The organism is Luteolibacter rhizosphaerae (assembly GCF_025950095.1).
Classification (GTDB): Bacteria; Verrucomicrobiota; Verrucomicrobiia; order Verrucomicrobiales; family Akkermansiaceae; genus Haloferula; species Haloferula rhizosphaerae.
The window spans coordinates 287,102-313,316 of the sequence record NZ_JAPDDR010000009.1; the positions used below are offsets into that span (position 1 = coordinate 287,102).

Annotated in this window: 24 protein-coding genes, 1 tRNA gene and 2 pseudogenes; 11 read left to right on the forward strand and 16 right to left on the reverse strand. The window is 63.1% G+C overall.

The features are described 5' to 3' along the window. Positions 1–28: 28 nt before the first annotated feature. A complete protein-coding gene (locus OJ996_RS18295; protein WP_264515094.1) occupies positions 29–856 on the reverse strand; it encodes a patatin-like phospholipase family protein in 828 nt (275 codons plus the stop codon). 90 nt (positions 857–946) lie between these two features. Between OJ996_RS18295 and OJ996_RS18300 the strand changes: the two genes are divergently transcribed. Next, positions 947–1,312: a HesB/IscA family protein gene (locus tag OJ996_RS18300; protein ID WP_264515095.1), complete on the forward strand. Its 366-nt coding sequence runs from the start codon at positions 947–949 to the stop codon at positions 1,310–1,312. Positions 1,313–1,331: 19 nt separating this feature from the next. Further along, positions 1,332–1,865 (forward strand): J domain-containing protein, encoded by a 534-nt coding sequence (locus OJ996_RS18305; RefSeq protein ID WP_264515096.1) that lies wholly within the window; start codon positions 1,332–1,334, stop codon positions 1,863–1,865. Here the strand turns inward: OJ996_RS18305 and OJ996_RS18310 are convergent. Further along, positions 1,857–2,711, reverse strand: coding sequence for a hypothetical protein (locus OJ996_RS18310; protein ID WP_264515097.1), 855 nt, complete (start codon positions 2,709–2,711; stop codon positions 1,857–1,859). The genes OJ996_RS18305 and OJ996_RS18310 overlap by 9 nt on opposite strands. A gap of 98 nt (positions 2,712–2,809) precedes the next feature. Between OJ996_RS18310 and OJ996_RS18315 the strand changes: the two genes are divergently transcribed. Next, on the forward strand, positions 2,810–3,988 hold the full coding sequence (locus tag OJ996_RS18315; protein ID WP_264515098.1) for an adenosine deaminase: 1,179 nt from the start codon (positions 2,810–2,812) through the stop codon (positions 3,986–3,988). Beyond that, complete coding sequence (locus OJ996_RS18320) at positions 3,985–5,082, forward strand: pyridoxal-phosphate-dependent aminotransferase family protein (protein ID WP_264515099.1); 1,098 nt, start codon at positions 3,985–3,987, stop codon at positions 5,080–5,082. Before OJ996_RS18315 ends, OJ996_RS18320 begins: the two co-directional genes overlap by 4 nt. 14 nt (positions 5,083–5,096) lie before the next feature. Here OJ996_RS18320 and OJ996_RS18325 read toward each other — a convergent pair whose 3' ends face one another. Further along, complete coding sequence (locus tag OJ996_RS18325) at positions 5,097–6,326, reverse strand: MDR family MFS transporter (RefSeq protein WP_264515100.1); 1,230 nt, start codon at positions 6,324–6,326, stop codon at positions 5,097–5,099. Between the two features lie 278 nt (positions 6,327–6,604). Here OJ996_RS18325 and OJ996_RS18330 point away from each other — a divergent pair, with 278 nt between their 5' ends. The 4 genes from OJ996_RS18330 to OJ996_RS18345 all read left to right on the forward strand — a co-directional run bounded on the left by OJ996_RS18330 (position 6,605) and on the right by OJ996_RS18345 (position 9,473). Continuing rightward, on the forward strand, positions 6,605–7,096 hold the full coding sequence (locus OJ996_RS18330) for a hypothetical protein (RefSeq protein ID WP_264515101.1): 492 nt from the start codon (positions 6,605–6,607) through the stop codon (positions 7,094–7,096). 3 nt (positions 7,097–7,099) lie between these two features. Next, complete coding sequence (locus OJ996_RS18335; RefSeq protein WP_264515102.1) at positions 7,100–8,149, forward strand: M23 family metallopeptidase; 1,050 nt, start codon at positions 7,100–7,102, stop codon at positions 8,147–8,149. A gap of 88 nt (positions 8,150–8,237) precedes the next feature. Next, entirely contained in the window at positions 8,238–8,696 is a 459-nt protein-coding gene (locus OJ996_RS18340) for a RidA family protein (protein WP_264515103.1), read from the forward strand. A gap of 9 nt (positions 8,697–8,705) precedes the next feature. Next, positions 8,706–9,473 (forward strand): TatD family hydrolase, encoded by a 768-nt coding sequence (locus tag OJ996_RS18345; protein WP_264515104.1) that lies wholly within the window; start codon positions 8,706–8,708, stop codon positions 9,471–9,473. Here the strand turns inward: OJ996_RS18345 and OJ996_RS18350 are convergent. Then, positions 9,452–10,027: a hypothetical protein gene (locus OJ996_RS18350; protein WP_264515105.1), complete on the reverse strand. Its 576-nt coding sequence runs from the start codon at positions 10,025–10,027 to the stop codon at positions 9,452–9,454. The genes OJ996_RS18345 and OJ996_RS18350 overlap by 22 nt on opposite strands. Positions 10,028–10,159: 132 nt before the next feature. Here OJ996_RS18350 and OJ996_RS18355 point away from each other — a divergent pair, with 132 nt between their 5' ends. Further along, complete coding sequence (locus OJ996_RS18355) at positions 10,160–13,420, forward strand: DUF1553 domain-containing protein (protein ID WP_264515106.1); 3,261 nt, start codon at positions 10,160–10,162, stop codon at positions 13,418–13,420. Between the two features lie 10 nt (positions 13,421–13,430). Further along, positions 13,431–14,891: a DUF1501 domain-containing protein gene (locus OJ996_RS18360; RefSeq protein ID WP_264515107.1), complete on the forward strand. Its 1,461-nt coding sequence runs from the start codon at positions 13,431–13,433 to the stop codon at positions 14,889–14,891. Between the two features lie 3 nt (positions 14,892–14,894). Here OJ996_RS18360 and OJ996_RS18365 read toward each other — a convergent pair whose 3' ends face one another. The 5 genes from OJ996_RS18365 to OJ996_RS18385 all read right to left on the reverse strand — a co-directional run bounded on the left by OJ996_RS18365 (position 14,895) and on the right by OJ996_RS18385 (position 20,470). Next, complete coding sequence (locus tag OJ996_RS18365) at positions 14,895–15,443, reverse strand: hypothetical protein (protein WP_264515108.1); 549 nt, start codon at positions 15,441–15,443, stop codon at positions 14,895–14,897. Between the two features lie 40 nt (positions 15,444–15,483). After that, on the reverse strand, positions 15,484–16,125 hold the full coding sequence (locus tag OJ996_RS18370) for a hypothetical protein (RefSeq protein WP_264515109.1): 642 nt from the start codon (positions 16,123–16,125) through the stop codon (positions 15,484–15,486). Positions 16,126–16,193: 68 nt separating this feature from the next. Continuing rightward, positions 16,194–17,888: an ABC transporter permease gene (locus tag OJ996_RS18375; protein WP_264515110.1), complete on the reverse strand. Its 1,695-nt coding sequence runs from the start codon at positions 17,886–17,888 to the stop codon at positions 16,194–16,196. Further along, positions 17,885–19,399 (reverse strand): ABC transporter substrate-binding protein, encoded by a 1,515-nt coding sequence (locus OJ996_RS18380; protein ID WP_264515111.1) that lies wholly within the window; start codon positions 19,397–19,399, stop codon positions 17,885–17,887. Before OJ996_RS18380 ends, OJ996_RS18375 begins: the two co-directional genes overlap by 4 nt. A 3-nt stretch (positions 19,400–19,402) precedes the next feature. Further along, the gene (locus tag OJ996_RS18385; protein WP_264515112.1) at positions 19,403–20,470 is read right to left on the reverse strand and encodes an ABC transporter ATP-binding protein; all 1,068 of its coding nucleotides are present in this window, start codon (positions 20,468–20,470) and stop codon (positions 19,403–19,405) included. Positions 20,471–20,608: 138 nt separating this feature from the next. On the opposite strand from OJ996_RS18385, the gene OJ996_RS18390 reads away from it, so the two are divergent. Continuing rightward, positions 20,609–20,693, forward strand: a tRNA-Leu gene (locus tag OJ996_RS18390). A gap of 750 nt (positions 20,694–21,443) precedes the next feature. Here OJ996_RS18390 and OJ996_RS18395 read toward each other — a convergent pair. The 7 genes and pseudogenes from OJ996_RS18395 to OJ996_RS18425 form a co-directional block, all read right to left on the reverse strand. Continuing rightward, positions 21,444–21,743, reverse strand: coding sequence for a hypothetical protein (locus tag OJ996_RS18395; protein ID WP_264515113.1), 300 nt, complete (start codon positions 21,741–21,743; stop codon positions 21,444–21,446). Positions 21,744–21,758: 15 nt separating this feature from the next. Beyond that, positions 21,759–22,046: a hypothetical protein gene (locus OJ996_RS18400; protein ID WP_264515114.1), complete on the reverse strand. Its 288-nt coding sequence runs from the start codon at positions 22,044–22,046 to the stop codon at positions 21,759–21,761. A 320-nt stretch (positions 22,047–22,366) separates the two neighbouring features. Next, positions 22,367–23,895 (reverse strand): annotated as a pseudogene (gene tnpC, locus OJ996_RS18410) (IS66 family transposase). A gap of 44 nt (positions 23,896–23,939) precedes the next feature. Next, on the reverse strand, positions 23,940–24,293 hold the full coding sequence (gene tnpB / locus OJ996_RS18415) for an IS66 family insertion sequence element accessory protein TnpB (RefSeq protein ID WP_264515116.1): 354 nt from the start codon (positions 24,291–24,293) through the stop codon (positions 23,940–23,942). After that, entirely contained in the window at positions 24,287–24,661 is a 375-nt protein-coding gene (tnpA, locus tag OJ996_RS18420; RefSeq protein WP_264515117.1) for an IS66 family insertion sequence element accessory protein TnpA, read from the reverse strand. The genes tnpB and tnpA overlap by 7 nt, the downstream gene beginning before the upstream one ends. An 85-nt stretch (positions 24,662–24,746) precedes the next feature. Beyond that, positions 24,747–24,911 (reverse strand): annotated as a pseudogene (locus OJ996_RS26585) (Imm39 family immunity protein); the annotation flags it as partial. A gap of 613 nt (positions 24,912–25,524) precedes the next feature. After that, positions 25,525–25,935 (reverse strand): SMI1/KNR4 family protein, encoded by a 411-nt coding sequence (locus OJ996_RS18425; protein ID WP_319800700.1) that lies wholly within the window; start codon positions 25,933–25,935, stop codon positions 25,525–25,527. Positions 25,936–26,215 lie beyond the last annotated feature (280 nt).

Sequence of the window (26,215 nt, forward strand, 5' to 3'; positions counted from 1 at the left end):
GACCGAGTGCCCGCCGGAAGCGCGAAGCTCACCACTTCGTCGTCTTGCCGGACTCGTAGCCGCGCTCATAGCAGGCCGGGGCACGGCGCTGGGTGAACATGCCGGGCGCGGGGGTGATCGTGTCCACCTCCACGAGCCGCTTGCCCTTGACCCGAGCCAGCTCGACGCGGTGCCGGTGCAGCTCATTGCACACGGTCTGGTGCGCGCAGCCGATCGAGGTGGCCACCGTTTCCCAAGAGACCGTGGGGCCGCTGCCCGCCTCGTGGCGGATGCGGTGGATTACGATGGTATCGACCTCCGGGTCATCCAGCCACTGCTCGAAGGGGATTTCACAGGCGACCCCGCCATCGATGAAACGGCGATCACCCACGCGCTGGATGGTGATCAAGCCGGGCACGGCACAGCTGGCAACGATCAGCTCGGCGAGCGGCCCCTCGCGGAGGATCTCGGGCCGATGGGTCACCGCATCCGTCACGGCGATCTCCATCGCCGGGAGCTTCAAGGAGGAGAGGTCGCTACCATTCACCAACCCGCGCAGGCGTTTGACCGCATGATGACCGGAGAAGAGCCCGGAAGCCCAAAAGACGCTGAGAACGCCGGGAAGCCGCAGGAAGGAGCCCCAATCGAAAAAGGACCAGCGCAGTGCGGAATCGAGAATGGCTGTGCGCAGTTCGTCACCTCGCAAGCCACTGGCGTAGAGGGATCCCGCCAGTGCTCCCGCGGAAGCTCCCGCGATCTTGGCCGGGTGCAGACCCGCCGCTGCCAGGCCATTCAGGAAGCCAGCGTGGGCATAATAGCCCAGCAGCGAGGATCCTAGGGCGACGGCGAGTCCGGGTGTGACTTCCTCTTTCTCCATGGGTGGTCGGCGGGCGGAAGGTAGGGATCACCACGCACATGGCCAGTTTTCTGTTTCCAGAGCGGCGATCCGGGGTGAAAATCACCCGCGATGAGCGTGGCGGCAGTAAATTACAAGGTGGGCAACGAGAAGCTGGTCCGGGTGCTGGATGCGGCCTCCGCCCACCTGCGCGGACTGCTGGAGAAGCAGGGCCGCCCGGAGGGAGCCCTGCGCATCGCCGTGATCGGCGGCGGCTGCAGCGGCCTGCAGTACAAGATGGATCTGGTGGATGGCCCGCGGGATCGCGACATCCTGGTGCCGAGCAATGGCGTGAACGTGGTGATCGATCCGAAGAGCGCCCTCTTCGTCAGCGGTAGCGAGCTCGATTGGTCCGACGACCTGCAGCAAGGCGGCTTCAAGGTGAGCAACCCGAATGCCGTGGTGACCTGCTCCTGCGGAGAGAGCTTCGCGGCCTGAGCCGAATTTCAGATCTGAGATGGATCCCTTCACCCGCCTTGGCCTCGAAGCGCGTCTGGCGATTCCCGAGGAGGAGTTGAGAGAAGCTTTCCGTCTTGCGGGCAAGGAAGCCCATCCGGATGTCGGCGGCAGCAACGAGGACTTCACCGCGATCCAAGAGGCTTTCGCGCGATTGTCGCGCCCCTCGAAGCGGCTCCGTGCCTGGCTAGAATCCCGCGGGATCGAAGGCGAGGAGCGGGGTGCGATCTCCCCTCACCTGCTCGATCTCTTTTCCAAGGTGGGGAGCGTGCTCCAGAAGGCAGATGAGATCACGCGCCGCCGCAGTGCCGCGCTGAGCAGCCTGGCCAAGGCCATGCTCGAGCCCGCCGTGCAGGAGGTGCGGGAGCTATTGGAAGGTGCGCTCGAAGAAGTCGCGGCCGCCATCGAAGTGCAGGAATCCGGTTTCCCGGCGATCGAGGCGGGTGAAGGCGACCCATGGCTCGTCGCCCGGGACCTTGTTTTCCTCGAGAAATGGCAGGCCGAGCTGAAGGCGCGTTTCGCGGGGTTATGGTGAGGGGGCTTGGTCGGGCTTCCGACCCGGAACCAACGCTTCCAGAGCGTAAGCTAAAAGGATCGCGAGGGCACCCCCACCGAGAAGAGCCGGGAGCAGTGCGTTCCGGGGAGCCTCTATTCGATCCAGAAGAGGAGCGGATCTCCATTCCGGACTCTTCATCAAGCGAACGGGATTCTCTCTGACCTTGTTCTCCATCTGGGTTCTGAGGAGTTTCAATTTCGCTTTCTCGAGATCGCGTTGTCTGGACTCGAAATGACTCCTCGAGGCCGAGGGAGCGTATACCAAGGGCGAATGCTGCGGCAGACCCCTCAGTTCGCGGCTCAGCACATCCCTCGCAAGATTCGTCTCCTTCTCGATAAGGCCGACTTCCGCTTCTAGAGGAGCAAGCTGCTCGGCAACTTCCTCTGAAGAAATTCGATCCGATTCAGCAATGACTCCGGAGCTCAACGTTTCCCAGACTCTAAGGCTGTTGGCACCCGGAATCTCGGTCACGGCGATCTCAGTCGTGAGACCATACCCCACCCGTCTGTGATCGATAGACGCCCGCAGACGCATCGCCGCCTCTTCGCCAGAGATCGCCCACAGGGCCGCGAGATCGTTTTCCTCTACCACCCGGCGCAGCACCGACGGAGAGCGGATCAAGTTCTCGACCTCTGCAGGCTCCGGAGGATGGGCAGGTCGTATCAAAGGAGCCAATCGAATGGAACCGACGGCCGACCTCCCCGCATCGCCGCCGATCTCGAAAATCACCATGCCGATGAAGCAGACCAGTGGCGTGAGCCACACGAGCCACCACCATCGCGAGATCACCTCGAATGGATGCCGGGCTGAGCGATGGTCAATCACCGCGATACTTTGCCAAACAAAGTTAATGACTGCAAGTCGATACTGATCCTCCGAAAATTTCCCCCACCCCGCGCCCGGGATCTGCTAGAAGAGGAAGGATGATTGAGCATCGCTATCCGGAATTCCACCCTGTCGCCCCCCTGCCCTTGGGAGAGGATCTCGTGGCGGCTTTGGATTTCCGTCGTCTGCCGAAGATCCTGCTGCACGAACACCTGGATGGCGGGCTCCGCCCCCGGAGCATCATCGAGCTGGCCAAGGAGCAGGATTACGGCGGGCTACCTACCTCGGATCCGGAGGAGCTGGCGGCTTGGTTTCATCGCGGGGCCCAGCGCGGCAATCTGCCGGAGTATCTGGAGGGCTTCGTTCATACCACCGCGGTGATGCAAACGCGGGATGCACTGGGACGCGTGGCGTATGAATTTCTCGAAGACATGGCGCGCGATGGCGTGGTGTATGCCGAGATCCGTTTCGCCCCGGTTTTCCACACCCAGCAGGACCTCAGCCAGGATGAGGTGGTGGAGGCGGTGCTCGATGGCCTTGAGCGCGGACGCAGGGACTTCGGCGTGGAGTGGGGACTGATCATCTGCGCGATGCGCGACCGCACCGATTCCCTCGAAGCTGCGGAGCTCGCCATCCGCTGGCGGGACCGCGGCGTGGTCGGCTTCGATCTCGCAGGCGGCGAGTATGGTCACCCGCCGAAGAAGCATGTCGATGCCTTCCATGCGATCCAGCGGGCCAACTTCAACATCACCATTCACGCCGGCGAGGCCTTCGGGCCGGAGTCCATCTGGCAGGCACTGCAATGGTGCGGAGCCCACCGGCTCGGCCACGGCACGCGCCTGCGGAACGACATCGAGATCCGGCCGGATGGCTCGCTGAAGCTTGGCCGCCTGGCTCAATACATCCTGGACCGCCGGGTGCCGCTGGAGATGTGCCTCTCCAGCAACGTGCACACCGGGGCCTGCGCGAGCTTCGAGGAGCACCCCTTCGCCCTCTTCCACCGCGCCGGCTTCCGGGTCTTCCTGAATACCGACGATCGCCTGATGAGCGATACCGAGATGTCGAAGGAACTCGCGATTGCGACCTCGACCTTCGGCCTCAGTCTGGTGGAATTGGAGAAGATGACGATGAACGCGATGAAAAGCGCCTTCGTGCCGCACGAGACCCGCGTCGATCTCATCCGGCGGCGGTTGCTGCCGACCTATTCCATGCTCTTCGCCGAGCTCACCGCGAAGGCCTTTGCCACCCAACTTCCGAAGAACCCCCATCTCACATGAACGTCCCCGAACGCATCCTCATGGGCCCCGGTCCTAGCACCGTGCCCTCCCGCATCCTGCGCGCCATGGCCTCGCCCACGCTGGGTCACCTCGACCCGCGCTACATCGAGATCATGGATCACACCTGTGTGATGCTGCGGGAAGTCTATCAGACGCAGAATGCCCTCACCTTCCCCGTCTCCGCCACCGGCATGGCCGGCATGGAGTGCGTGGTGACGAACCTGCTCGAGCGCGGCGATGAAGCGATCGTCTGCGTGAACGGCGTCTTCGGCGGACGCATGGTGGACATGATGGAGCGCGCGGGCGTGACCGTGCACCGTGTGGATGTCCCCTGGGGTGAGACTTTCCCCTTGGACATGCTGAAGGAAGCGATCGAGGCGCACCCGGAATCGAAGGCGCTGGGCATCGTCCATGCTGAGACCTCGACCGGGTCGCACCAATCGCTAGAAGGACTCGGCGAGATGCTTCACGCCGCGGGCATGCTGCTGATCGTGGATGCCGTCACCTCGCTCGGCGGTCATCCGCTGAAGGTGGATGAGTGGGGCATCGATGGCATCTACTCGGGCACCCAGAAGTGCCTCTCCTGTCCGCCCGGGCTGTCACCGGTCTCCTTCTCGCCGCGGGCGATGGAGGCAATGGAGAAGCGGACCACGAAGGTGCAGAGCTGGTATTTCGACACCTCCATGCTGAAGGACTACTACAAGGGTAGTGGCAAGCGGGCCTACCATCACACCGCGCCGGTGAACATGATCTACGCGCTCCACGAGGCGCTGACCATCGTGCTGGAGGAAGGCTTGGAAGCCCGTCACGCACGGCACGCACGCCTGCACCGCCGCCTGCGGGCGGGACTGGAATCCATGGGCATCCGCTATGTGCCGGAACACTCGCTGCACACACTAAACTGCATCCACATTCCGGAAGGTGCCGATGATGCTGCCGTGCGCGCCAAGCTTCTTGATGACTACTCGATCGAGATCGGAGCCGGCCTCGGCCCCTTCGCGGGCAAGGCATGGCGCATCGGCCTGATGGGTCACTCGGCGACGCAGGCGAATGTCGATCTGGTGCTGGCGGCGTTAGTGGACTGCTTGGAATGATCTAACAAATCCATCTAAGGCTCCGCCCCACGCAGTTCCCCCGCCGGCAGCGCGGCGGCTTTCCCGACTCTCCCGCCCGCCAGGGTCAGGGCTGCTGCGATCAGGGCCAGCACCAGCGTTGCGAGCCACAAGAGTGTGTGGCTCGCTTCGTAGAGCGAGATCCCTACCAAGGGTCCCATCATCGTCGCCATGCTCCACGAGATCGCGATCACGCCTTGGTATCTCCCGCGCATTTCATCAGGCGCGAGCGAGGCCATGTAGCTGCTGTTCACCGGCAGCGCGATCATCTCGCCCACCGTGAAGACCAGCATGCTGACCACCAAGATAGGCAGCGAGGCGCCGATCGCGTTCATGCCCATCCCCACGCCCACGATGGCATAGCCCACCGCCATGGCGATCACCGGCGAGAAGCGCCGTGTATAGCTTGTGAGCGGCAGCTCCATGAACACGATCAAGATCCCGTTCATCGCCATCAGCAGCCCGTAGGTGCTCTCCTCCAGCTTCGCGGCCTTTGTCGCCTGCAGCGCGTAGGTCGTGCTCATCTGCCAGAAGATCACGCCGATCAGGAAGGACGCGGCCACCGCCAGTTGGAAGGGCCGGTTCGTCTTCATGTGGCGGAGCGCGATGCCCCAGCCGCTGTGCTCCTTCGCCACCCGCGGGCGGTTCTTCACCCCGACGAGCACCAGCACGCCGAGAATCAATGTCGTCGCGGCATCCACCACGAAGAGCGTGAAGAAGGAGCGCCCCGCCATGAACCCGGCGGTGGCCATCCCGGCGGCGAAGCCGAGATTCACCGCGAAGCGCTGGCAGGAGAAAGCCCGCACCCGCAACTGGGGCGGGATCAGGTCCGCGATGAGCGCACCCGAGGCCGGCCCGTAGATCGCCGAGAGCAAGCCGTTCAGAAAGGTCGCGCAGATCAGCACCGGCACTTCGTGTGCCTGCGAGAGCATCAGCATCGAAATCGCAGAGCCGGTGCAAGCCAGCAGCATCGTCGCCTTCCGTCCGATGCGGTCGGCCAGGTAGCCACCGATTGCGCCCGCGATCAGAGCCCCGGCACCGTAGGCCCCCAGCGCGAAGCTGGCCACCTTCGCATCATGCCCCTGCTGGCCCAGATAGATGGCCAGGAATGGGATCACGAAGTGCCCGAAGCGGTTCACCAGGGTTCCGCTGAACATGATCCAGTACTCTGCGGGCAGGGATCTGAGGTCCTGCCACAGGCTGGTGTCGTTTGAATCGGTCTTCATGACTCGGGCGCAAAAAAGCCCCGGCCACCGGTGAAGGCGGACGGGGCGAAAAAAGTCGGGAAATCCAGTTATCCCATCACGATCTCGTCCCGGCACGCCGACCAGACTTTGCCTCGGAAGGCAAGTTCATGGTGGGAATACATGGAGACGACGAGGGTCATTGGACGGTCGCGACCATGGCGAAGCGGACCCGCCCCGTCAATCCCGGAACCCGGCGGCCGCTCCGGCTCTCGATTTTTGGATTCTCAAACCCGCCGGGGCTAGGCAAGCTGCGCCCCATGACCCTGCCGCGCATTGCCGCCACCATCCTTCTCTCCGCCTGCGCGGTGCTGCCCCTGCATGCCAGTGGCAAGAAGGGAGAAGAAACCGGCATCTCCTTCCATCTCCAGGCCGACCAGACAGACAACGAGAAGATGATCTTCCCGCAGGACACGAATGGCCAGCGGCTGGTCTACAAGCGCGTGCCGGAGCTCATCACGAAGGATGTCGCGGGCTTCGCCCCCTTCCCCTCCCGTGATGGCGAGGGCTACGGAGCCGTGCTCCAGCTCAAGAGCAATGCCAAGAACCGCTGGTCCGCCGTGACCTCCACCAGCGTGAACCGCTGGGTGGTCGCCCGCGTGAACGGCCGGATCGTGGATGCCGTGATGATCGACAAGCAAATCGACGACGGCGTGGTGGTGATCTGGAAGGGCATCGGCGACGCCGAGATTGCGGCTTTCGACCAAGTGGTTCCCCGCATCGGGGAGACCAAGCCCCGAGGCAAAAAATAAGACATGCTCCGCTCGCTCTTTCTCGCCGCAGCCCTCCTTTCGTCCGCCCGTGCCGTGGAGCTCCAGCTCCCCACGGAGAATCACCACCTCTTCTCCGGCGAGCCCGAGAAGTTCTACATGTATGTGGACCGCACCTTCGAGGGTGCGACCACCAAGCCATGGGAGGGCGGCAGCTTCGGCTTCGTCCGCACGCCGATCCGCGTCGGCGGCGAGGTCGTCCTGACCAAGTTCCACGAGGGCGTGGACATCTCACCGATCAAGCGTGACAAGGCCGGCAACCCGCTGGACCTAGTGAATGCCGTGAGCGACGGTATGGTCGTCCACACCAGCGATGTCGCGGGCCGCTCGAACTACGGCAAATACGTCGTGGTGGAGCACAAGTTCGACGAGGACGCCTTCTACAGCGTCTACGCCCACCTCTCGGTGGTGAAGGTCAAGCCCGGTGATGTCGTGAAGACCGGCTCCCTGATCGGCCAGATGGGCTACACCGGTGCGGGGCTGAACCGCACCCGCGCCCACCTGCATCTGGAGATGTGTTTGCTCATGAGCAACCACTTCGCCGGCTGGCACACCGCCTTCTCCGGCGGCACGAATTTCCACGGCAACTTCAACGGCATGAACCTCGCCGGCATGGACGTGGCCTCGCTCTTCCTGGAGCACAAGAAGAACCCCGCCCTGCGCGTGCAGGACTTCGTGCTGGCCCAGCCGCCCTACTTCAAGGTCACCGTGCCGCGCAAGGGCGCTTGGGACTTCGCCAGCCGCCACCGTTGGCTCGCGAAGGGCGATCTGGCCGCGCCCACCCCGTCGTGGGAGATCTCTTTCAGCGCCACCGGCCTCACCGTCGGCATCGCCGCCAGCCAGCGCGAGGTCGTCGAGCCGATGGTTACCGCGGTGCGCGATTCGAAGGTCAGCCACCGCCACCTGACCCGCGGCTTGATCGATGGCCAAGGCAATGCCGCGACCCTCACCCGCTCGGGCAAGCAACTCGTCGCGCTGCTGATGGACGACTTCCCGATGCCGGTCCCGGCCCCGGAGCCTGCGGCCAAGGAATAGGCGTGGAGTCCGGCCAAGTGCCCGGTTCTTGCCTTTCTTGGAACTTGGCACTTCTCACTAGGAACTTCCGGCTTCTAGGCTCCGCGGCATGGACAGCATCCTTGCCCGCATCGAATCCCTCGGCCTCGCTCTTCCTGAAGTTCCGGTGCCTGTCGCCGCCTATGTGAACTGCGTGCGCACGGGCAATCTCCTGTTCCTCTCGGGCGGCCTGCCGATCGAGGGTGACAAGAAGATCATCGGCAAGGTGCCCGGCGATGTCTCGATCGAGGAAGCCCAGGAAGGAGCCCGCATGATCGTGCTGAACCGCCTCGCCGTGGTGAAGCAAGAGATCGGCTCGCTCGACAAGGTGGTCCGCATCGTGACCCTCAACGGCTTCGTGAACTCGGCCCCGGACTTCTATGGCCACCCGCAGGTGGTGAACGGTGCCAGCGAACTGCTGATCGAGATCTTCGGCGAGAAGGGCAAGCACTCACGCACCGCCCTCGGCGCCGCGGCCCTGCCCCTGAATGTCGCCGTCGAGATCAACATGATCGTCGAAGTGGAGTAAGCTCTCCGGATGTTCTTCGATTCCCACAATCACCTCCAGCGCTTCAGCGATCCCGCCCGGATCATCGCGGAGATGCAGGAGGCGGGAATCGAAGGCTGCGTGGTGAACGGCACCACGGAGGAGGATTGGGAGGCCGTTGGCCGCTTGGCCGGGGATCATCCGGATTTCGTCCGCCCCGCCTTCGGTCTTCACCCGTGGTACATCGCGAAGCGCTCCGACCGCTGGTTGGAGCGCCTGCAAGAGTTCTTGGACCGCTTTCCCGGAGCATCCATCGGGGAGATCGGTTTTGATGGGTGGATCGATGGCCCTTCCCTCGAGGAACAGCGCAAGGTCTTCCTGCCACAACTGGCTCTCGCCCGGGAGCGGCAGTTGCCGGTGACCATTCATGCCCTGAAAGCCTGGGATCCGCTCTTCTCCGCGTTTAAGGAAGAGACCCCGCCGGAGAAATTCCTGCTGCACTCCTTCGGTGGCTCGGTCGAGTTGGTCGAGCGCTTGGCCCCCATGGGCGCGTGGTTCTCTTTCTCCGGTTACTTCCTGCAGCCGCGGAAAGCCAAGGTGCTGGAGAGCTACAAGGCCGTTCCCCTTGATCGCCTGCTGCTGGAAACGGACGCCCCGGAGATGATGCCACCGGAGGACTTCGTCTCACATCCCTTGGCAGGCATGAATCATCCTGCGAATCTGGCACGGATCGGCGAAGGTCTGGGCGCAGCCTTGGGAATCGGGAGCGCCCGGCTCGCCGAGCTCACCCGCGCAAATCACGCCAGCTTCTTCAGTTGAGCCGGCTCGGAGGGCCAGCCCAGCCGCGAGATGGCATCGAGCGTTTCCTGCCAAGTCGGAAACACTAGTCCTTCCTTGGCGACCTGCTCTTCGTCCGGCGGGAACTCGTCGGCAGGCAGGATCGCCCGGGAGAGGTGGAAACAGGCCCATGCGCGCCACGCCCGGATCTCCTTCCGCTCGCCGCTCACCCGGGTGGCCAGATGCTGGAAGTGACGCACCGGATTGCCGAGGAAGCGGTCGGCGGGGCGATTCTCCAGGAACCAGCACAGCACCGCATACGGCGATGACTGCTCGCTCAGGACTGCCTCGTCGCCGCGCAGATCGGCCATGAAGGCCTTGTTGAGCTGCAGGATCGCCTGCGCCGGCTTGCCTTCCCGCCACAGCGATTGCGCGTAGCAGAGCGCGGCGAAATAGAAGCGCTCGCCTTTCTCCGGGGCATGCACCCGGGTCACCATGTGCCCGTGAGGGTGCGTCACCTCGGGCAGTAGCGGGCAGGACGGAAAAGTGAAAGTCGCATCAAGCGGGGACTTCTTTTCCGCATCGTCTTGCGCCATGCTGAGGAGTCGGGCCGCACGAGCGCCGCCCGGCAAGCCGGAATTGTCACAGCTTGAAAGGACATCCCGCTCCGGGTCGTTTGGAGACTTTCAGGATCAGATCGTTTTTTGAATCACGAAATCAGTTTGAAAATGACCTTCAATCCCGGCCACCTGCGCGCGGTCCTCGGGGCCCTTGCCTGCTGCCTCGTCACTACTTCCTGTGAGAAGCAAGTGGTCGCCCGCACTGCCGACCAAACGATCCCGGCCAAGGCCCCCGCCGAGGTGGCGAAGCCGGCGGGACCCGCCCTCCCTGAAACCATTTCCTTCAACGAGCACGTGCAGCCGGTGCTCTCCGAATACTGCTACCACTGCCACGGTCCGGATAGCGGTACCCGCGAACCGAAGTCCGCCCCGCTCCGCCTGGACATCGAGCAGGACGCCTTCGCGGTCCGTGAGGACGGCAAGCCCGTGATCATGAAGGGCAAGCCGGCGGAATCGCGTCTGGTCCAGCTCATCCATGAGAAGGATCCGGAAAAGATCATGCCGCCCCCGGCGTCCCACAAGACGCTTGATGCCGGGAAGATCGCTCTGCTGGAAAAGTGGATCGAGCAGGGTGCCCCCTACGAGGCTCACTGGTCATTCATCCCGCCCACGCGCTCCGAACTGCCGGAGGCGGGCAAGGATTGGGCCGAGAACCCGATCGACCGTTTCATCGCCGCCAAACTCGGGGATGCGGGCCTGAAGCCGAACCCGGCGGAAGACCCCGCGCGCTTCTACCGGCGCATGCACCTCGACCTGACCGGCCTGCCGCCCTCTCCGGCGGACGTGGCCGCCTTCGAGCAAGCAGCCGCGCTCGATCCGGACAAGGCCGTGGGCGAGGCCGCGGACAAGCTCCTGGCCGGAACCGAAAGCGCGGAGCACTTCGCCCGTCACTGGCTGGATGCTGCCCGCTATGCGGACACGCACGGCATCCACATCGACAACTACCGGGCGATCTGGCCTTACCGCGATTGGGTCGTGCGCGCCTTCAAGGCGAACATGCCATGGGATCAATTCACGCTCGAGCAGATGGCGGGCGACATGCTGCCGGACCGCACGCTCGACCAGCAGGTGGCCACCGGCTTCAACCGCTGCCTGGCCACCACCGGTGAAGGTGGCGCGATCTCCGAGGAATATGATGCGATCTACGCGAAGGATCGGGTGGAAACCGTGTCCGCGGTCTGGCTGGGCCTGACGACCGGCTGTGCGGCCTGCCACGATCACAAATTCGATCCCGTTTCGACCAAGGAGTTCTACTCGCTCACGGCCTTCTTCCGGAACACGCCGATGTCCGCACTGGATGGCAACAACGCGGAGCACCCGCCGAATATCTTCGTGCCGCTGCCGGAGGATCGCGAGCGCTGGGTCGGCGTGGCGAACGAGCTGAATGAGGCGAACGGACAGCTCGCGGCACGCAAAGAGGGTGCTCGCGCGGACTTCGACGCGTGGCTGGCCAAGGCCACCATCGAACCGACGCGTGAGATTGATTCGACGCTCGTCTTGCATCTGCCACTGACCGAAACCGCCGGCCCGATCCGGGGGCTGGTTGACGGGCAGCCACGCGAATGGCCGGCGAATGTGTCCCGCGTCAGCGCCCCGCTCGGCATGGCCCCGGTCGTCAGCGAAGGCCCGATCGACTTGGGAGACCTCGGCAATTTCTCGCGCGGCGACCGCGTGAGCTACGGCGGCTTCATCCGCATCGAGGGCAAGCCGACCGGTGCGGTGGTGGCCCGGATGAATCCGGCCCAGTCCTTCCGCGGCTGGGACCTCTACCTTCAAGGCGGCAGGCCTGCGGCCCACGTGATCGACTCCTGGGACAAGTCCGCGAACAAGATCATCGCACCCGATGAACTGGAATCCGGCAAGTGGCACCATGTGATGGTCACCTTTGACGGCACGATCTCCGGTCACCAGGCCAGTGCGATCTATGTCGATGGCCAGCGCGCGAACGTCGGCCCCTATCCGAACACCGTCGGCGGCACCATCGAGACGAACGTGCAGCTCCGCCTCGGCGCCCGCGATGGCGGTGACTCGAAGCTGAACGGTCATGTGGCCCTCCAGGATTTCCGTTTCTACCGCCGCCTGCTCTCCCCACAGGAGATCGCACTGCTGGCCCAGAGCAGCCTTCTCCAGAGCATCGTCGCAACGCCGGTCGAGCAGCGAACGAAAGAGCAGGTGGAATCGCTCTACCAATACTATCTCACGAACGTGGATGCCCCGGCCCGCGAGATCCAGGCGAAGCTGGACAAGCTCAAGTCCGAGCAAAGCATGCTGCGCGAGCGGGGTTCCGTCTCGCTGGTGATGGAGGAGAAGAAGGAGGAACCCTTCGCCCATGTGCTGACCCGCGGGGTCTACTCGGACAAGGGCGAGAAGGTCCCGGCGATCACTCCCGCCGTGCTGCCGCCGATGGCGGCGGATGCGCCGAAAAACCGTCTCGGACTCGCCCGCTGGCTGAACGACCCGGCCAATCCCCTGCCCGCCCGCGTGACGATGAACCGCACCTGGTACTACTTCTTCGGCACCGGGATCGTGGAGACGAACGACGACTTCGGCATCATGGGCGCGCGGCCCAGCCATCCCAAGCTGCTCGATTGGCTGGCCATCGAGTTCATCGAGTCCAAGTGGAACTACCGCCACATGCTGAAGCTGATCGTGACCTCCGCCGCCTACCGGCAGTCGGGGCATGTCTCGCCGGAGAAGCTGGAGAAAGATCCCGCGAACCGCCTGATCTCCCGCGGCCCGCGCTACCGCATGGATGCGGAGCTCGTGCGCGACATGGCGCTCTCCGCCGCCGACCTGCTCTCTAACAAGATCGGCGGACCGCCCGCGAAGCCCTACCAGCCCGAGGGCATTTGGGAAGCCGTGGCGATGCCGCAATCGAACACCCGCAACTACCGACAGGATTCCGGCGAAGGACTCTACCGCCGCTCGCTCTACACCTTCTGGAAACGCACCGCCCCACACCCGGCGATGGAGATCCTGAACGCGCCCTCGCGCGAAGTCTTCTGCGTGCGCCGGGATCGCACCAACACCCCGTTGCAGGCCTTCGTGACGCTCAACGATCCGCAGTTCGTGGAAGCCTCCCGCCGCCTGGCGGAACACGCGATGGAAGCAACCCCGGATCCCAGCGCCCGCATCGACTTCATCACCGAGCGCCTGCTCTCGCGAAAGCTCAAGGATGAGGAGCGCAAGCTCGCGCTCGAAACCTACGATGCCGCCCTCGCCGCCTACCGCGCCGATGGCAAGGAAGCGCAGGCCATGATCTCGAACGGCGAAACCAAGGCGGACGCCAAGCTGAACGTGCCGGAACTCGCGGCATGGACCCTGGTCGCAAGCCAGATTCTCAATCTCGACGAAACGCTGAACAAGTAAGGCCAAAGCGATGAACAACATCCACGACTACAACTCGGCGATCACGAGACGGCAGTTCTTCCGCAAGAACGGCACCGGCCTGGGCGTCGCCGCTCTCTCCTCCCTGCTCGGCGGGCGCGCGCTCTCGTCCCCTTCTCCGTCCGCCTTGGAGGCCGCGCTGCCTCACATCGCGCCGAAGGCGAAGCGCGCGATCTACATCTCGCTCATCGGTGCGCCCTCGCAGCTCGATCTCTTCGACTACAAGCCGGAGCTCCAAAAGCGCTTCAAGGAAGACCTGAAGGACTGGCTCGCGAAAGAAGGCCAGCGCCTCACCGGCATGACCTCCGGCCAAGCCGCCTTCCCGCTCGCCCCCACGATCTTCAAGTTCGCCCAGCACGGCCAAGGCGGCGCTTGGATCAGCGAGCTGCTGCCCTGGACCGCGAAGATGGCGGACGACCTCTGCATCATCAAATCGATGCACACCGAGGCCATCAACCACGAGCCCGCCAACCAGCTTGTCTACACCGGCGCCATGCAGTCCGGAAAGGCCTCGCTCGGCTCTTGGCTCTCCTACGGCCTCGGCAGCATGAACGAGGATCTGCCGACCTTCGTGGTGCTGCACGCCACCCACACCTCCCCCTACGCGAACGTCCAAGCCATCTCCTCCCGCCTCTGGGGCGCGGGCTACTTGCCCGGCAAATATGCGGGCGTCGCCCTGCGTTCAAAGGGCGATCCCGTGCTCTACCTGCAGGACGCCCCCGGCATCTCGCGCGATCTGCGCCGCAAGATGCTCGACGGGCTAAACGCGATGAACCAGCGCTCCTACGAGGCGGTGGGCGATCCCGAGATCCAGACCCGCATCCAGCAGTACGAGATGGCCTTCCGCATGCAGAGCTCGGTCCCGGAACTCGCGGACATGTCGAGCGAGCCGGAGCATGTCTACGAACTCTATGGCAAGGACAGCCGCACCCGCGGCACCTTCGCCAGCTCCGCACTGATGGCGCGCCGCCTGTTAGAGCGCGGCACCCGCTTCGTGCAGATCTTCCACCGCGGCTGGGACCAGCACGGCGACCTGCCGCGCGATCTCCGCTCGCAATGCCTCGATGTCGATCAGGGCTGCTACGGCCTGATCCAGGACCTCAAGCAGCGCGGCATGCTGGAGGACACGCTCGTCATCTGGGGCGGCGAGTTCGGCCGCACCATCTACTGCCAGGGCGGACTCAGCGAAACCAACTACGGCCGCGATCACCACCCGCGCTGCTTCTCGCTATGGATGGCCGGCGGCGGCATCAAGGGCGGCCAAGTCTACGGTGAAACGGACGAAATGAGCTACAACATCGTCCAGAACCCCGTGCACATCCGCGACCTCCACGCGACGATTCTTCACCAACTCGGCCTGAGCCACGAGAAGCTGAGCTTCAAGTTCCAAGGCCTCGACCAACGCCTCACCGGCGTCGAGCCAGCGAAGGTGGTGAAGGATCTTCTGGGGTGATCTTCACGAGTCGGCCGAGACGAACCAAACCTGAGTCTTCGAACGGTCGGTCAAAATATACTGGATGTCGTTGTTTCGAGGACACACCCGGAAGTAAACGAATGCGTCCTCTTCCGGCGGAAGCAGTGGAGCTGAATCGAACTTGGTCAATTCGAACCCTTGACCGGGGCTTCCCTCGTTCATGAGACGGAAGTTCAGCCTTCTGATGATTTCTTCGATTTTGGTTTGTGGAGCCCGGAAGTAGAGCCATTCCGTGTAATCCAAACCGGGCTTATAAAAATCACTGCGACGGTCGCTAATCCCTGAAAGATCCTCCGTTTCGAGGAAATCTTTCATAAGCCGCTTGAAGCGAGTGCCCTCCCAATCCTGCCCTCCTGCGCTCGCCAGAACCAAGTAGCTCGAAAGTGTAATGGCTAGCAAGCCGACCACCTTCAGTGCCTGCTTCCCCGTACGATCCTTCTCGATATCATAACGACAGACCGCGATTACAGCCCACGCGGCAACACCCGCCCAAGCCAAGCAGCAAATACCGAGTATCGAGCCGAGAATCATTGCCTCAAGCTCCACAAACGGTCTCGAAACCAAGGCTCTCTCAGCGCCCCATCATCCGGTTCGTGTCTTCCACGGTCAGGCCTTGGGCCTTCCATGGAATCACATCCGGGCTGGTGAAAACGCGGCGGCGCTCATCCGTCTCCGCGTCCGAGATCTTGCGGATGCCATCGCCGCCTTCCTCGCGGGCGCGACCGGTGGCGTAATCCTTGGTGCCGTAGCTGTCGCCGGCTTCACGCGCCAGCTTGCTTGCTTCGCCCGCGTTCTTCTTGCCCCACACGGACTCCTTCTTCAGCGAGTTCGCATCCGTGTCCCCTGCGTAAACCTTCTTGGCGTAGTCCTTGTCGCCCCACCAGGACTTCTTCTTGAAGTCGCCCGCCTTGTATTCCTTGTCCCACTTGTTCTTGAACTCGGGGTTGTCGCGGTCGAAGCCGGTGAACTCCTTGTATTCCCCCATCGGCTTGCCGTCCTTCTTGGCGTAGGGGCTGTCGCTGCCATACTTCTTCGCGATCTTGCCGAAGTCGTCGTCACCGAAGTCGCCGGACTTCACGCGCTTGAGGCCCACCGGGTCGGCGCTCATGCTTTCAGCGGCGGCTTGGGAGGACGAGGAAGATCCATCGTCTGAACCGGCACACGCCGCGAGGCAAAGGGCCGGGAGCACGTAGAGCAGGCGGGACATCGTCATCAGTCAGGGACGCTGGCAAATCGGCCGGAGCAGGGCAATCCGGAAATCCTAACCGCAATTCCACGGATTCAGACCCGGAACAGCCCGCCGCGCTTGCCCGCAAGGGCCGCCGCCCCGGTGATCGAAATCGCCAGGAAAACCATCGCCCACACGCCCAGCGCCGCCGCCAGCTCGTGCCCGTTCCCCAGCGAGGACAGCAGCGTGTAGATCGCCTTCGTGATCGGGAAATGCTCGGTCTGCTTCGCCAGGATCAGGCTGTCGCTCACCTCCAGCATCGCGAAGGCGAAGGCGAGGATGCAGCCCGCCGCCAGGTTCGCCCCGATCAGCGGCAACGACACCCGCCGCAGCGTCCGGAACCACCCGGCCCCCAGCGAACGCGCCGCCTCCTCCAGCGCCGGATTGCTCTGCTGCAGGCCCGCCACCGCGGAGCGCACCACGTAGGGCAGGCGCCGCACCGCATATGCCACGATCAGCAGCGCCGCCGGGTTGCCGTCCTTGCCCACCAGGAAATTCAGCGGCCGGCCCGGCTCGGACAGTGCCAGATAGCCGAAGGCCAGCACCAGCCCCGGCACCGCCAGCGGCAGCATCACCAGTGCATCCAGCAAAGCCCGGCCCTTGATCTTGCTGCGCACGATCACCCAGGCGATCGCGATCCCTAGCACCAGATCCACCAGCGTCGCTCCGGAGGCATAGATCAGGCTGTTCGTGATCGAAGGCACCACCACCGGATCGCCCAGCGCGTCGATGTAGTGCTTGAAGCTCATCACCACCGGCGTGACCGTCTTGTACCAATCCTCGGAGAGCGACAGCATCACCACCCCCGCATGCGGCAGCGCCGCGAGCACGAAGACAAAGGCGAAGATCATCGCGCAGCCCAGCCCGCGCAGGCCCGTCAGCTTCACCTCACCCCCACGCCCCTTCGGCCGCGGTTGCGAACCGGATGTCTGTCGACCGAAGAGCGCCTTCGTGATCCCGAAGACCACCGCGGAAATCACCAGGATGATCGCCACCAGCGCATAGGGTGCGGGGTTCCCCGTCAGATCCTTGATCCCGTCGAAGACCTGCACCGGTGCCACCCGCGTGTAGTCGAAGACCAGCGGCACGCCAAGCTCCGTGAAGGCCCACACGAACACGATCGCTGAGCCCGCAAAGATTCCCGGCATCGCTAGCGGCAGGGTCACGCGCCACAGCCGCCGCGCCGGCGGGCAGCCCAGATTCTCCGCCGCCTGCTCCATCGCGGGGTCCAGGTTTGACAGCGCCGCGCTGATGTTCATGTAGAGGATCGGGTAGAGGTGCAGCGCGTTCATCGCCACGATTCCCCAGAAGCGTCCCCGCGCCAGCCAGTCCACCGGTGCCTTCGCCCGCATCAGGCCCAGATCGATCAGCAGCGCATTGAAGGATCCCTCCACGCCCAGCATGTGCTTGATCCCGATCGCCCCCACGAAGGGCGGCAGCACCAGCGGGATCAGGATCAATACTCCCAGCACGCCGCGACCTCTGAAGTCATAGCGGTGCGCCAGCAGCGAAAGCGGGAACGCGATCAGGAAGGTCGCGAGCGTGCTCGCCACGCCCAGCGCGAGGGCATTCCACAGCCCCTCGCGATACACCGGATTCCGGAACACATCCCCGATGAAATCGAAGGTGAACTTCCCATCCGGCGTGCGGAAGGCTTCCCCGATCACCGAGAAGGCCGGGTAGATGAAGAAGATGGCGAAGACGATCGAAACGAAGACCGTCACCCCGATGGCTGCCTGGCGGTTCATGGATGTCCTCCTTCCTTCGCGATCTGCTCCGCCCTCATATAGTTCGTGCGGAAGGTCTCCGAGATGCGGGCCATCTCGCGGGAGATGTCCAGCTTGGCCGTCGCGTCCTTCGGATCGCGCTCACGGGCCACCAGCGGCACCAGTTCGTTCATCACCCGCTCGTAGCTCAGGTGCGAGGTGTCGAAGAAGGCCGCCTGCGCCACCGTGATGGTGGATCCGGAGTGATTGTGCTCCACCTCGTTGATCGCGGTCCAAGCCCCCTTCATCTCCTGATGCGGGTCCATGCACATCGCGCGGAAGACCTGGCGCAGCACGTTGAAGGCCTTGCCTGTTAGAGCCGGATCATACTCGAAGCCGCCGCTGCGCTCGTAGGGCAGCGCATCCGGATCGGCGAAGGTCGGCAGATTCTCCACGGTGTAGAGATCCCGCCGCACCGGCAGGCGTCGTGGCGAGGTTTCCCGCGGCCCGCCCGGCAGCCCCGCCTTCACGTTCCAGAGCAGTTGCCCCGCATCGCTCAGGCAATAGGTCACGAATTCCTGCGCGATGTCCGCACGCGGTGCCCCGCGGAAGACCGCGATCGGGTCCACGCTGATCGAGGTCCCGCCCAGCGGCGCGATCCACAGCAGCCGCGAGGGTCCGCGCTTGCCCAGCTTCTCTTCATATGAGCGGCCGTAGAAATCGATGCAGGTCCCCGCCGCCGCATCGCCCTGCGCCACATCGTGCGGGATTTTGCTCGCGGAGTCGGTGTAGTAGCGCGCGTTCGCCGCCATCGCCTGCAGCAGGTTCAGGCCTTTTCGCCAGCCTTCCTCGCGCGCTTCCTTCGAGTCGCCCTTCTCCTTGATGACCCGCTTCATCTGCTCCTGGATCATCAGCTCGTAGGTCCGCCCCACCGAGCCGCTCTTGGTCGGATCCGCCAGCGCGATGTAGCCCGCGTAGGCCGGATCGGTCAGGTCATCCCAGCGTCGCGGCGGCAGCATGCCCAGCCGCTGCACCGTCTCCTTGTTGTAGCAGATCCCCATCTGCGAGAGGCAGGTGCCCACCCACAGATGCTTCGCCGCATCGTAGTAGTTCTCGCCGGTGAACTTCGCCGGGATCACCTCGTCCTTGAACCACTCCGGATGCTTCGTGAAGACTTCCAGCGGCACGAAGCGTCCTTGATCCGCCTGCCCCTTGAAATCCGGCTCGCCGCCGCCGAAGAAGATATCCACCCCGATCCCCGGGGACTTGATCTCGTCCGCCGCCTTGAAGGAGCTGTCGATCACCCGCTTGATGTCCGAGGTGCCGCCCGGAATCCGCCAGTCGATGTAGAGTGTGCGGCCCGTCTTCTCCTTCCAGTGCCGCGCGAAGGCCTCGCTGAATTCCGAGCGGATCGTCTCGTTGTGCGGCGTGAGGATGATCAGGCGGTCCTCCGCCTTGCCGGCCGCAGCCAGCTCGGTGCTCCGCCGCATCAGGATCGGCGCGGCGATCACCACGGCCAGCAGCAGCAGGATGGGTAGGAGACGGCGGATCATGGCTCAGGCTTGGAGCACGGCGACATCGATGTGGCGCGCGGTCAGGCGCACCGGGGTCTCGCCCGGATCGCGCACGAGGTGGGGATTCAGTTCCACCACCTGCTGCTGGCCGATCGGCATCTTCACCACGTACTGGATCCGCTGGCCCAGATAGCTGCGCTCCGTGATCTTGCCCGTCACCGCGTTCTCGCCGCTCTGGGCCTCCACGCGCCAGGCTTCCGGGCGGATGGAGAGCACCACGTCTTCGCCCGCCTCGGGCACCCACTCGGGCCGCGTGATGCGTCCCACCAGAGGTCCCGCGGCCGTCTCGACCATCGCGAACTCGCCGCGGACTTCCAGCAGCTTGCCCTTCACCAAATTCGTCTCGCCGATGAAGCCGGAAACGAAAGCCGTGTGCGGATTGCGATACACCTCCTCCGCCGTGCCGAGCTGCTCGATCTGTCCCTTGTTCAGCACCGCCATGCGGTCGGCCATGGATAGCGCTTCCTCCTGATCGTGGGTCACGTAGATCCCCGTCAGCCCGCCTTCCTTCACGATCCGGCGGATCTCCCGCCGCATCTCGATCCGCAGCTTGGCATCCAGATTTGAAAGCGGCTCGTCCAGCAGCAGGCATTTCGGCCGCACCACCAGCGCACGTGCCAGTGCCACCCGCTGCTGCTGGCCACCGGAGAGCTGGTCGATCCCGCGATCACCCATGCCCGCCAGATGCACTAGCTCCAGCGCCTCGCCCACCCGCTTCTTGATTTCCGCCTTGTCCACCTTCCGCTCTTCCAAGCCGAAGGCCACATTGCGCTCCACGTTCAGGTGCGGCCACAGCGCATAGCTCTGGAACACCATCGCCGCCTCCCGCTTGTGCGGCGGCAGCTTGGTCACATCCCGCTCGCCGAAGAAGATCGCCCCGGAGGTCGGCGTCTCCAGCCCGGCGATGCAGCGCAGCAGCGTCGTCTTGCCGCAACCGGAGGCTCCCAGCAGGAAGAAAAGCTCTCCCGCCGCGACCTCGACGGACACCCCGTCCAGCGCCCGGACTTGCCCAAATTGTTTGACGATCGACTCGGCTCGAATGGCATCCATGAAGCTTGTTGCAATGCTTTCCGCGGGAGCCCCGCTTGCAAGCGGGAAGCATGCCCGGAACGAAATCGAAATTAGTTAAAGATTCTCTTGCCAAGCCCGGCCCGGCCCCATAAATCCGCGGCCCACCAATCACTAAGTGCTCGGGTGGCGGAATTGGTAGACGCGCTAGACTAAGGATCTAGTGGAGTAATCCGTGGGGGTTCGAGTCCCCCCTCGAGCACCACTCTTTCAGGATGAAGGCCGGACGCATGTCCGGCCTTTGTCGTCTAACCGATCATCTTGAGTGAAGATCCGATTTTGATCCGATTTGAGGAACCCTCTCCCCGTTCCACCGCAAGATCCACTCCACCCGCGCCAGATCCATCTCTCCGCGCCCGTCGCCGGGTCTAGGCCGCTTCCCCTGCAGCAGCTCCGCACGCGCCCGCCACAGCCAAGGGGGCATTGCGAGGCCTTGCCGCGTCCGGAAGATTGGGAAGTTTTCCTGTGGGAAGGTCGGGAAGATCCACCTTCGCGAGCTTTGCCAGTTTTGCGAGCTTCGCGGATTTCGCCAGTGCATCCCAGCCTTTCGCCAAGCCAGCTCCGGTGATCGCCTGAATCGCAGCGACCTGGCCGTCGATTAGAGCCTGCAGGAAACCTTCCTCGCCGCCGAAGCCCACGCACTGCGCGGCCCGGCCCTTCAGGTCGTAAAATGAATTCCCTCAGCCCAAAGCCCGAGGCCCATGCCTCAGAGAATCCACGCCCGCACGACCACCGGCGTCGTAACACCTGCGCCTCGCTACGATCGCTCAGGCCGCCAAATACGATGTCAGTTGGTAAAAGCCGACTCGATGTAAGCCCGGCCGGTAACAGCTGCGTCTTGATGACCGAACGGAGAACGGGAGCCCAGATGGCCTCCGCTCCTGCGCCAGCGCTGCAGCGTCCGAACGTCCGCCTGACGCACTTATCCACGCGGGTTGAAGGTAGCGAATCGGCTTCATGCAGCAAGCTTCGCACGCAGAGCTTCAAGCGCATACCGCTTCTTGGGTAGCGCGTCGCGAAGCTTCGTCAATTCGGCGTCGATCAATTCGATTGCTTTGGCTTGATTACCAAGGCTCGATTCAATCGCGGCGAGAAGCTCAATCCTCTGCTCACCGCTAAGAGTGAACCAGTCCTTGGGCATTCCTGAACGGAGCCTATCCCGCATCTTTTCCGGCTTTCCAAAGCGCTCAAAGAACGGCAAAGCTCGCATTTCAAAATCGCGGGCTACTGTCGCTCCGAGGGTTTGAAGTTGCACCGCATCGTTAAACTGCTACTCAGCGAATTGTCCGCCGAACTCTATCAGGTGAAAGGGTACATTGACGTGTATACCGTTCGTAGGGGAGCCTTCCAGTAGTCTGGAGAGCATTCCAAATCGAATGCCGCCAGAGGCAGTCACGGCGAAGTAGCCGCGGACATCTTTGCGAATCCCGACGAGAATGAAGCAGGCCGATTGCCCTTCCCTCATCCAGACGAATGGTGATTTTCGTACAAAGCCTAATGGTTCAAAAATCGAGTTGAGGACTTTCTCAAGTTCTCTATTAGCGTCGCCGAGTTCCATCACTTCGGTGCCTCCCACAGCATTCTAAGGGTGATGCGATTTGCGTAGGCTATCGTCTTTGCGTCAAGGCTGCTCGGGCATCTTGCTCATCACTCCCCCACACTGATGGGCGAAGGGTCCGCGGATCGTCTTAGTGGCAATGCGGCCTGCCAGCGGGATTTGTGCACCTTGTCGATTGTCTTCAATGTCTCCACTGGACCTCCTTTTTTTCCCAGCATAGATCAACGCGCGAAGCGCCGCACTTCTGAAAAGTTGTTTTAGCTCGTCAGACGTAAGCGTGGTCTGAGCCGCCGTGTGATTTCCCTTGGTGATTCCCGTGCTCAGGCCGCTTTCCGAGCCGGCTTGCCTTGCCGGACGCGGAGCCAGTTCGCCGGGGTAAGCGTGGCGGCTTGGCTCTCCTTCATGCCGGGCAATCGGGTCAGGGTATCCTCCAGATACTCTCGGGCATCAATACCCAGCCGTCGGCAGTTCTCGACGATCGTGTAGAGGATCGCAGCCCGCTGGCCGGCTTCCCGACATCGGATGAACAGCCAATTCTTGGCACCCAGCTTCGTCGGCCGGATGGCATTCTCGACGAGGTTGGTGTCGATCTCGATCCGGCCGTCGGCAAGATAGACCTCAAGCTTGCTCCACTGCTTGGCGGCATAGCGGAGCGCGTCGACGAGCTTGCTCTTGGGCAGGTTGGCGCGTAGCGCCAGCCGGTCGATCACGGCTTTGAGCCGGTGGTGGATCATGCGGCTTTGCGAGGCGCGCACGGACTCCCGCAGCGCGGGCCCGGCCTTGGCATCGCGCAGCTGCTTTTCGATCCGGCAGAGGTGGCCGATCTGCCAAAGGATCCAGGCGACGAGCTTGGGCTCCTGCTCCCTGGCATCGAAAAATTCCGGCGCATGTGGGCATGGCAGCCGGACAGCACGATGTGCGGCTTGCCCCGCGCCCATGCGGCGTAAGCCTCGTAGCCATCGCTCTGGATCGTGCAGGCGGAGGGGCCTGATGGACCGAAGAGCGCGGCGACACCGCCGGCATCGCGCCCGGCACGCCACTGGTAGAAGACGCTGCCGCCGGGGATGTTGGAGACCCACAGGTAGCCGGCCCGCGCCTTTCCACTGCCAGGCGCAAGGTAGTCGATCGGTGTCTCGTCAAACTGCCGGTAGCTGCTTCGCCAGTGCTCGTGCTGGATGGCCCGGTAAACCGCCGAGAGCCAATCAGCACCCAGCGCCGCCCAGTCGCAGAGCGTCTTGCGGTGAAAACTCACTCCCTGTCGCGCGAAGATCTCCGCCTGCCGGTAATACGGAAGGTGGCTGGCGAAGCGGTTGGCGATGATCTCGGCGATCAGGCCCGGCGTGGCGATGCAGCGGTCCTGCAGGGACGGCGGCAGCGGTGCGATGACGGGCTTGGCAAGCACATCGCCCTTGCGGACATACTTGCCGCGGACCAGGCGGATACGCCGGAATTCGCCGCGCTTGTAGTCGAGCTGCTCGCGCACTTCCTCGCCGATGCGCCGCCATTGCTCCGGGTTTGCCAGCACCTCGGGCGGATCGAGGACTTGCTCGGTGACCGGCAGGTGCTCCGGGATGCGTGGCGCGCGGTGTTTGCCCCGTCGCTGCCCGCGGATTTGAGGGTCCTCAGCCGCCGGTCCGTGGTCTGCCGGATCGGCGGCGGGCGCTTTTTTTGGCGGGCCGAAGAGTTCGAGCTGTGCGGCATCGAGTTGCTCGCTGCTCTTCCCGAAGATCTTGCGGCAAAGCGCGTCAACGGTCTGCTTGAGCACGGTGATCTCGGCGGCCTGCCGCTCGATCACCGCGTCGCGTTTCGCGATCTCGCCAAGCAGTTGCTGCCGTTCCGAGTCCTCCATCTACGGCGGATACCGTAGCAAACGCCGTGCCCTTTCGCCCGGGATCAGGGCAGCTCATACCATGGCCGCTTGCAGCCGTCACGCATGTCGATGCCGTCGAGCAACAGGGCCAGGGCAGTGGAACTCAGCCGCAGTTTTCCGTCCCGGACATCCGCCGCTTTCGGCCACGAGAATGCCCCGCGCTCCAGCCGTTTTGCCAAAACCCAGAGGCCGCTTCCGTCGAAGTAGAGCAGCTTGAGGATGGTGCGACGCCGGTTGGTGAAGGCGAAGACCGCGCCGCCCTTCGGGTCCTCCTTGAGCTTGCCCGTCACCGCGTCGTGGAGGCCGTGGAACGACTTCCGCATGTCGCAGGGCTCCACGGCGACGAAGACCTTGAGGCTGCCGGAGAAGCTCAGCATGGCCGGGACAACTCGCGGATCAGCGCCGCGGCCAGCGGCACGACGGAATGACAGGTGACATGCAACTCGCTCCCTCCTGGCAGGACCACACGCAGACCGCCATCGAGGCAAGCCACCGCCGAGGCTTCAACCTCCACCAACTGCAGCCGGGCCGGCGCAGGCAACCCGGCCAAGGCCGATCCCGGGCGCTTCCGCTTCTGAAGCCAGGAAGCGAAGGTCTGGTATTTCACGCCATGAAGGGAGGCAAACTCCGGACCGCTCAGGCCACTGGAATCGAAGGCTTCCATCATTGCGGCCTTCTGTTCCGGTGCATAGCGGAGGCGACCCCGGCGGTCGGACTTTACGAGAGCATCGTGCGTAGCATTCATACGGTTCCACGCTATGAACGCTACGCTGCGCAGCGGCGAGGGAGACCGGATGGCGGCTCAGGTAACGCTTACCGTCAGACGAAGCCCTTTGCATTTGCTCGACTGGAACTTCGATTGCCAATGGCAAATCACCATATTTCTTGTTGATCGCTTGATAGCGAGGTTTCGCCTGTTCCTCTAATCCAGAGCGCATGGAGATCGTCACCCACGAGAACGGGGCACCGTCACAGAACCCTGTATCTATTAGGATTGCTTCCTATTTATCCCTGACATCCGACAAGGCGCTGATGCTCTCTTTGGGGTTGCGAGCTTTCGTCAATGCTGTTCCAAGCATTGCGAGTTTCCGACCAGCTGGAGGCATCGGGGGCGTGTTCATCGGTTGGTCATATTCCCGGGTAAAGCGTCTTGACCATAGATTCGACGAAACCGTTCAATCAACCGCGTTCATATTCACAAGCTGATGCTTTATCCGGGAAGGTTTTCCTAATTTCGGTTTCAAACTGCTCATCGTTCAACGGGTCGCTCATCCGTGCGACTGTCCGGTCGCTGAACGACCATCGCCGTATCCATCGGCAACCCGCCGCCCGCCGCGTGATCGCTGCGGCAATCTCATGCCTTACACCGTTAAGAGTTGGGCGTCCTTCTCCAAAAGCGCGGCGGACCGACAGCTAAAACCATGGCTCTTGAGGTGCTACGTCGCCCGCTGCTGATTCCTCAAATCGCTGATGATTTTGTTCCAGTAACGAACGGCTTGAATGTGTTGCTCTCGAGTCAAGAAGGTGATGTTCTCCTTCTCGGTCGGACTTCCACCCAAGATGATTGGTGTGATGAAGAACATTTCAGAACCGCGTGGCCGAGGCTGTTTAGGTGAGCGTTCCATCAGCAAGATTGGAAAGGAAGTTCTCGAATGAGTCTGCAACGGGTGCGACATCCTTAAGGCTCATGCCAACAAAGGGCACCATCACGATTCGCATTGAGCCCTCACGAGTATCGAACGCGAATGCTTCGCCGCCACCATTCGAGCCGAACAGCACAAGGCCGGGGGCATACTTCTCGGCCTCATATTCACGATGAAACTCAACAAGCTCCGCAGCTCGCCAGAGTATGAGGTATTGGTCGCCAACGAAACCCTCGCCTCCATCCTGTTCAGCCATGAAGCGTCGATACTGCGTTGGGAGGGGTTTCCCGAAGTGCGTTTCCGCGTCAGCGAGGTGGTTGCAGTCCGCTGGGGGATTTGTTGTAAAGTTCTCAAGTCGTTGATCCATTTTCATCATCCTCCGGTTATGTCTCTCATCAGTTGATTCCACCACGGCGTCACCTGCTGTCTGTGAGTAACTCTATCAAGAATGACCTTGTTGGCCGGATCGGTCGCGGATCCACCAAATTTCACGGGTTGGATTTCGTGAACGTCCACAGGTTGGCCTCTGAGAAGCCGTCTGAAAAATCATCTCCGTCCGGATTTTGATCTGTACTAGCCGGGTGAGGTATTGGAGAAGCTCGCGATGCGCGAGTATCCCTGTAGCCTCACCGATTCCGAATGGGAGATTCTTCGGC

Coding starts and splice junctions, on each gene's coding strand:
- OJ996_RS18295 (WP_264515094.1), bottom strand. CDS start 856: ATGGAGAAAGAGGAAGTCACACCCGGACTCGCCGTCGCCCTAGGATCC.
- OJ996_RS18300 (WP_264515095.1), top strand. CDS start 947: ATGAGCGTGGCGGCAGTAAATTACAAGGTGGGCAACGAGAAGCTGGTC.
- OJ996_RS18305 (WP_264515096.1), top strand. CDS start 1,332: ATGGATCCCTTCACCCGCCTTGGCCTCGAAGCGCGTCTGGCGATTCCC.
- OJ996_RS18315 (WP_264515098.1), top strand. CDS start 2,810: ATGATTGAGCATCGCTATCCGGAATTCCACCCTGTCGCCCCCCTGCCC.
- OJ996_RS18320 (WP_264515099.1), top strand. CDS start 3,985: ATGAACGTCCCCGAACGCATCCTCATGGGCCCCGGTCCTAGCACCGTG.
- OJ996_RS18325 (WP_264515100.1), bottom strand. CDS start 6,326: ATGAAGACCGATTCAAACGACACCAGCCTGTGGCAGGACCTCAGATCC.
- OJ996_RS18330 (WP_264515101.1), top strand. CDS start 6,605: ATGACCCTGCCGCGCATTGCCGCCACCATCCTTCTCTCCGCCTGCGCG.
- OJ996_RS18335 (WP_264515102.1), top strand. CDS start 7,100: ATGCTCCGCTCGCTCTTTCTCGCCGCAGCCCTCCTTTCGTCCGCCCGT.
- OJ996_RS18340 (WP_264515103.1), top strand. CDS start 8,238: ATGGACAGCATCCTTGCCCGCATCGAATCCCTCGGCCTCGCTCTTCCT.
- OJ996_RS18345 (WP_264515104.1), top strand. CDS start 8,706: ATGTTCTTCGATTCCCACAATCACCTCCAGCGCTTCAGCGATCCCGCC.
- OJ996_RS18350 (WP_264515105.1), bottom strand. CDS start 10,027: ATGGCGCAAGACGATGCGGAAAAGAAGTCCCCGCTTGATGCGACTTTC.
- OJ996_RS18355 (WP_264515106.1), top strand. CDS start 10,160: ATGACCTTCAATCCCGGCCACCTGCGCGCGGTCCTCGGGGCCCTTGCC.
- OJ996_RS18360 (WP_264515107.1), top strand. CDS start 13,431: ATGAACAACATCCACGACTACAACTCGGCGATCACGAGACGGCAGTTC.
- OJ996_RS18365 (WP_264515108.1), bottom strand. CDS start 15,443: ATGATTCTCGGCTCGATACTCGGTATTTGCTGCTTGGCTTGGGCGGGT.
- OJ996_RS18370 (WP_264515109.1), bottom strand. CDS start 16,125: ATGACGATGTCCCGCCTGCTCTACGTGCTCCCGGCCCTTTGCCTCGCG.
- OJ996_RS18375 (WP_264515110.1), bottom strand. CDS start 17,888: ATGAACCGCCAGGCAGCCATCGGGGTGACGGTCTTCGTTTCGATCGTC.
- OJ996_RS18380 (WP_264515111.1), bottom strand. CDS start 19,399: ATGATCCGCCGTCTCCTACCCATCCTGCTGCTGCTGGCCGTGGTGATC.
- OJ996_RS18385 (WP_264515112.1), bottom strand. CDS start 20,470: ATGGATGCCATTCGAGCCGAGTCGATCGTCAAACAATTTGGGCAAGTC.
- OJ996_RS18400 (WP_264515114.1), bottom strand. CDS start 22,046: ATGGAACTCGGCGACGCTAATAGAGAACTTGAGAAAGTCCTCAACTCG.
- tnpB (WP_264515116.1), bottom strand. CDS start 24,293: ATGCTGAGCTTCTCCGGCAGCCTCAAGGTCTTCGTCGCCGTGGAGCCC.
- tnpA (WP_264515117.1), bottom strand. CDS start 24,661: ATGAATGCTACGCACGATGCTCTCGTAAAGTCCGACCGCCGGGGTCGC.
- OJ996_RS18425 (WP_319800700.1), bottom strand. CDS start 25,935: ATGATGAAAATGGATCAACGACTTGAGAACTTTACAACAAATCCCCCA.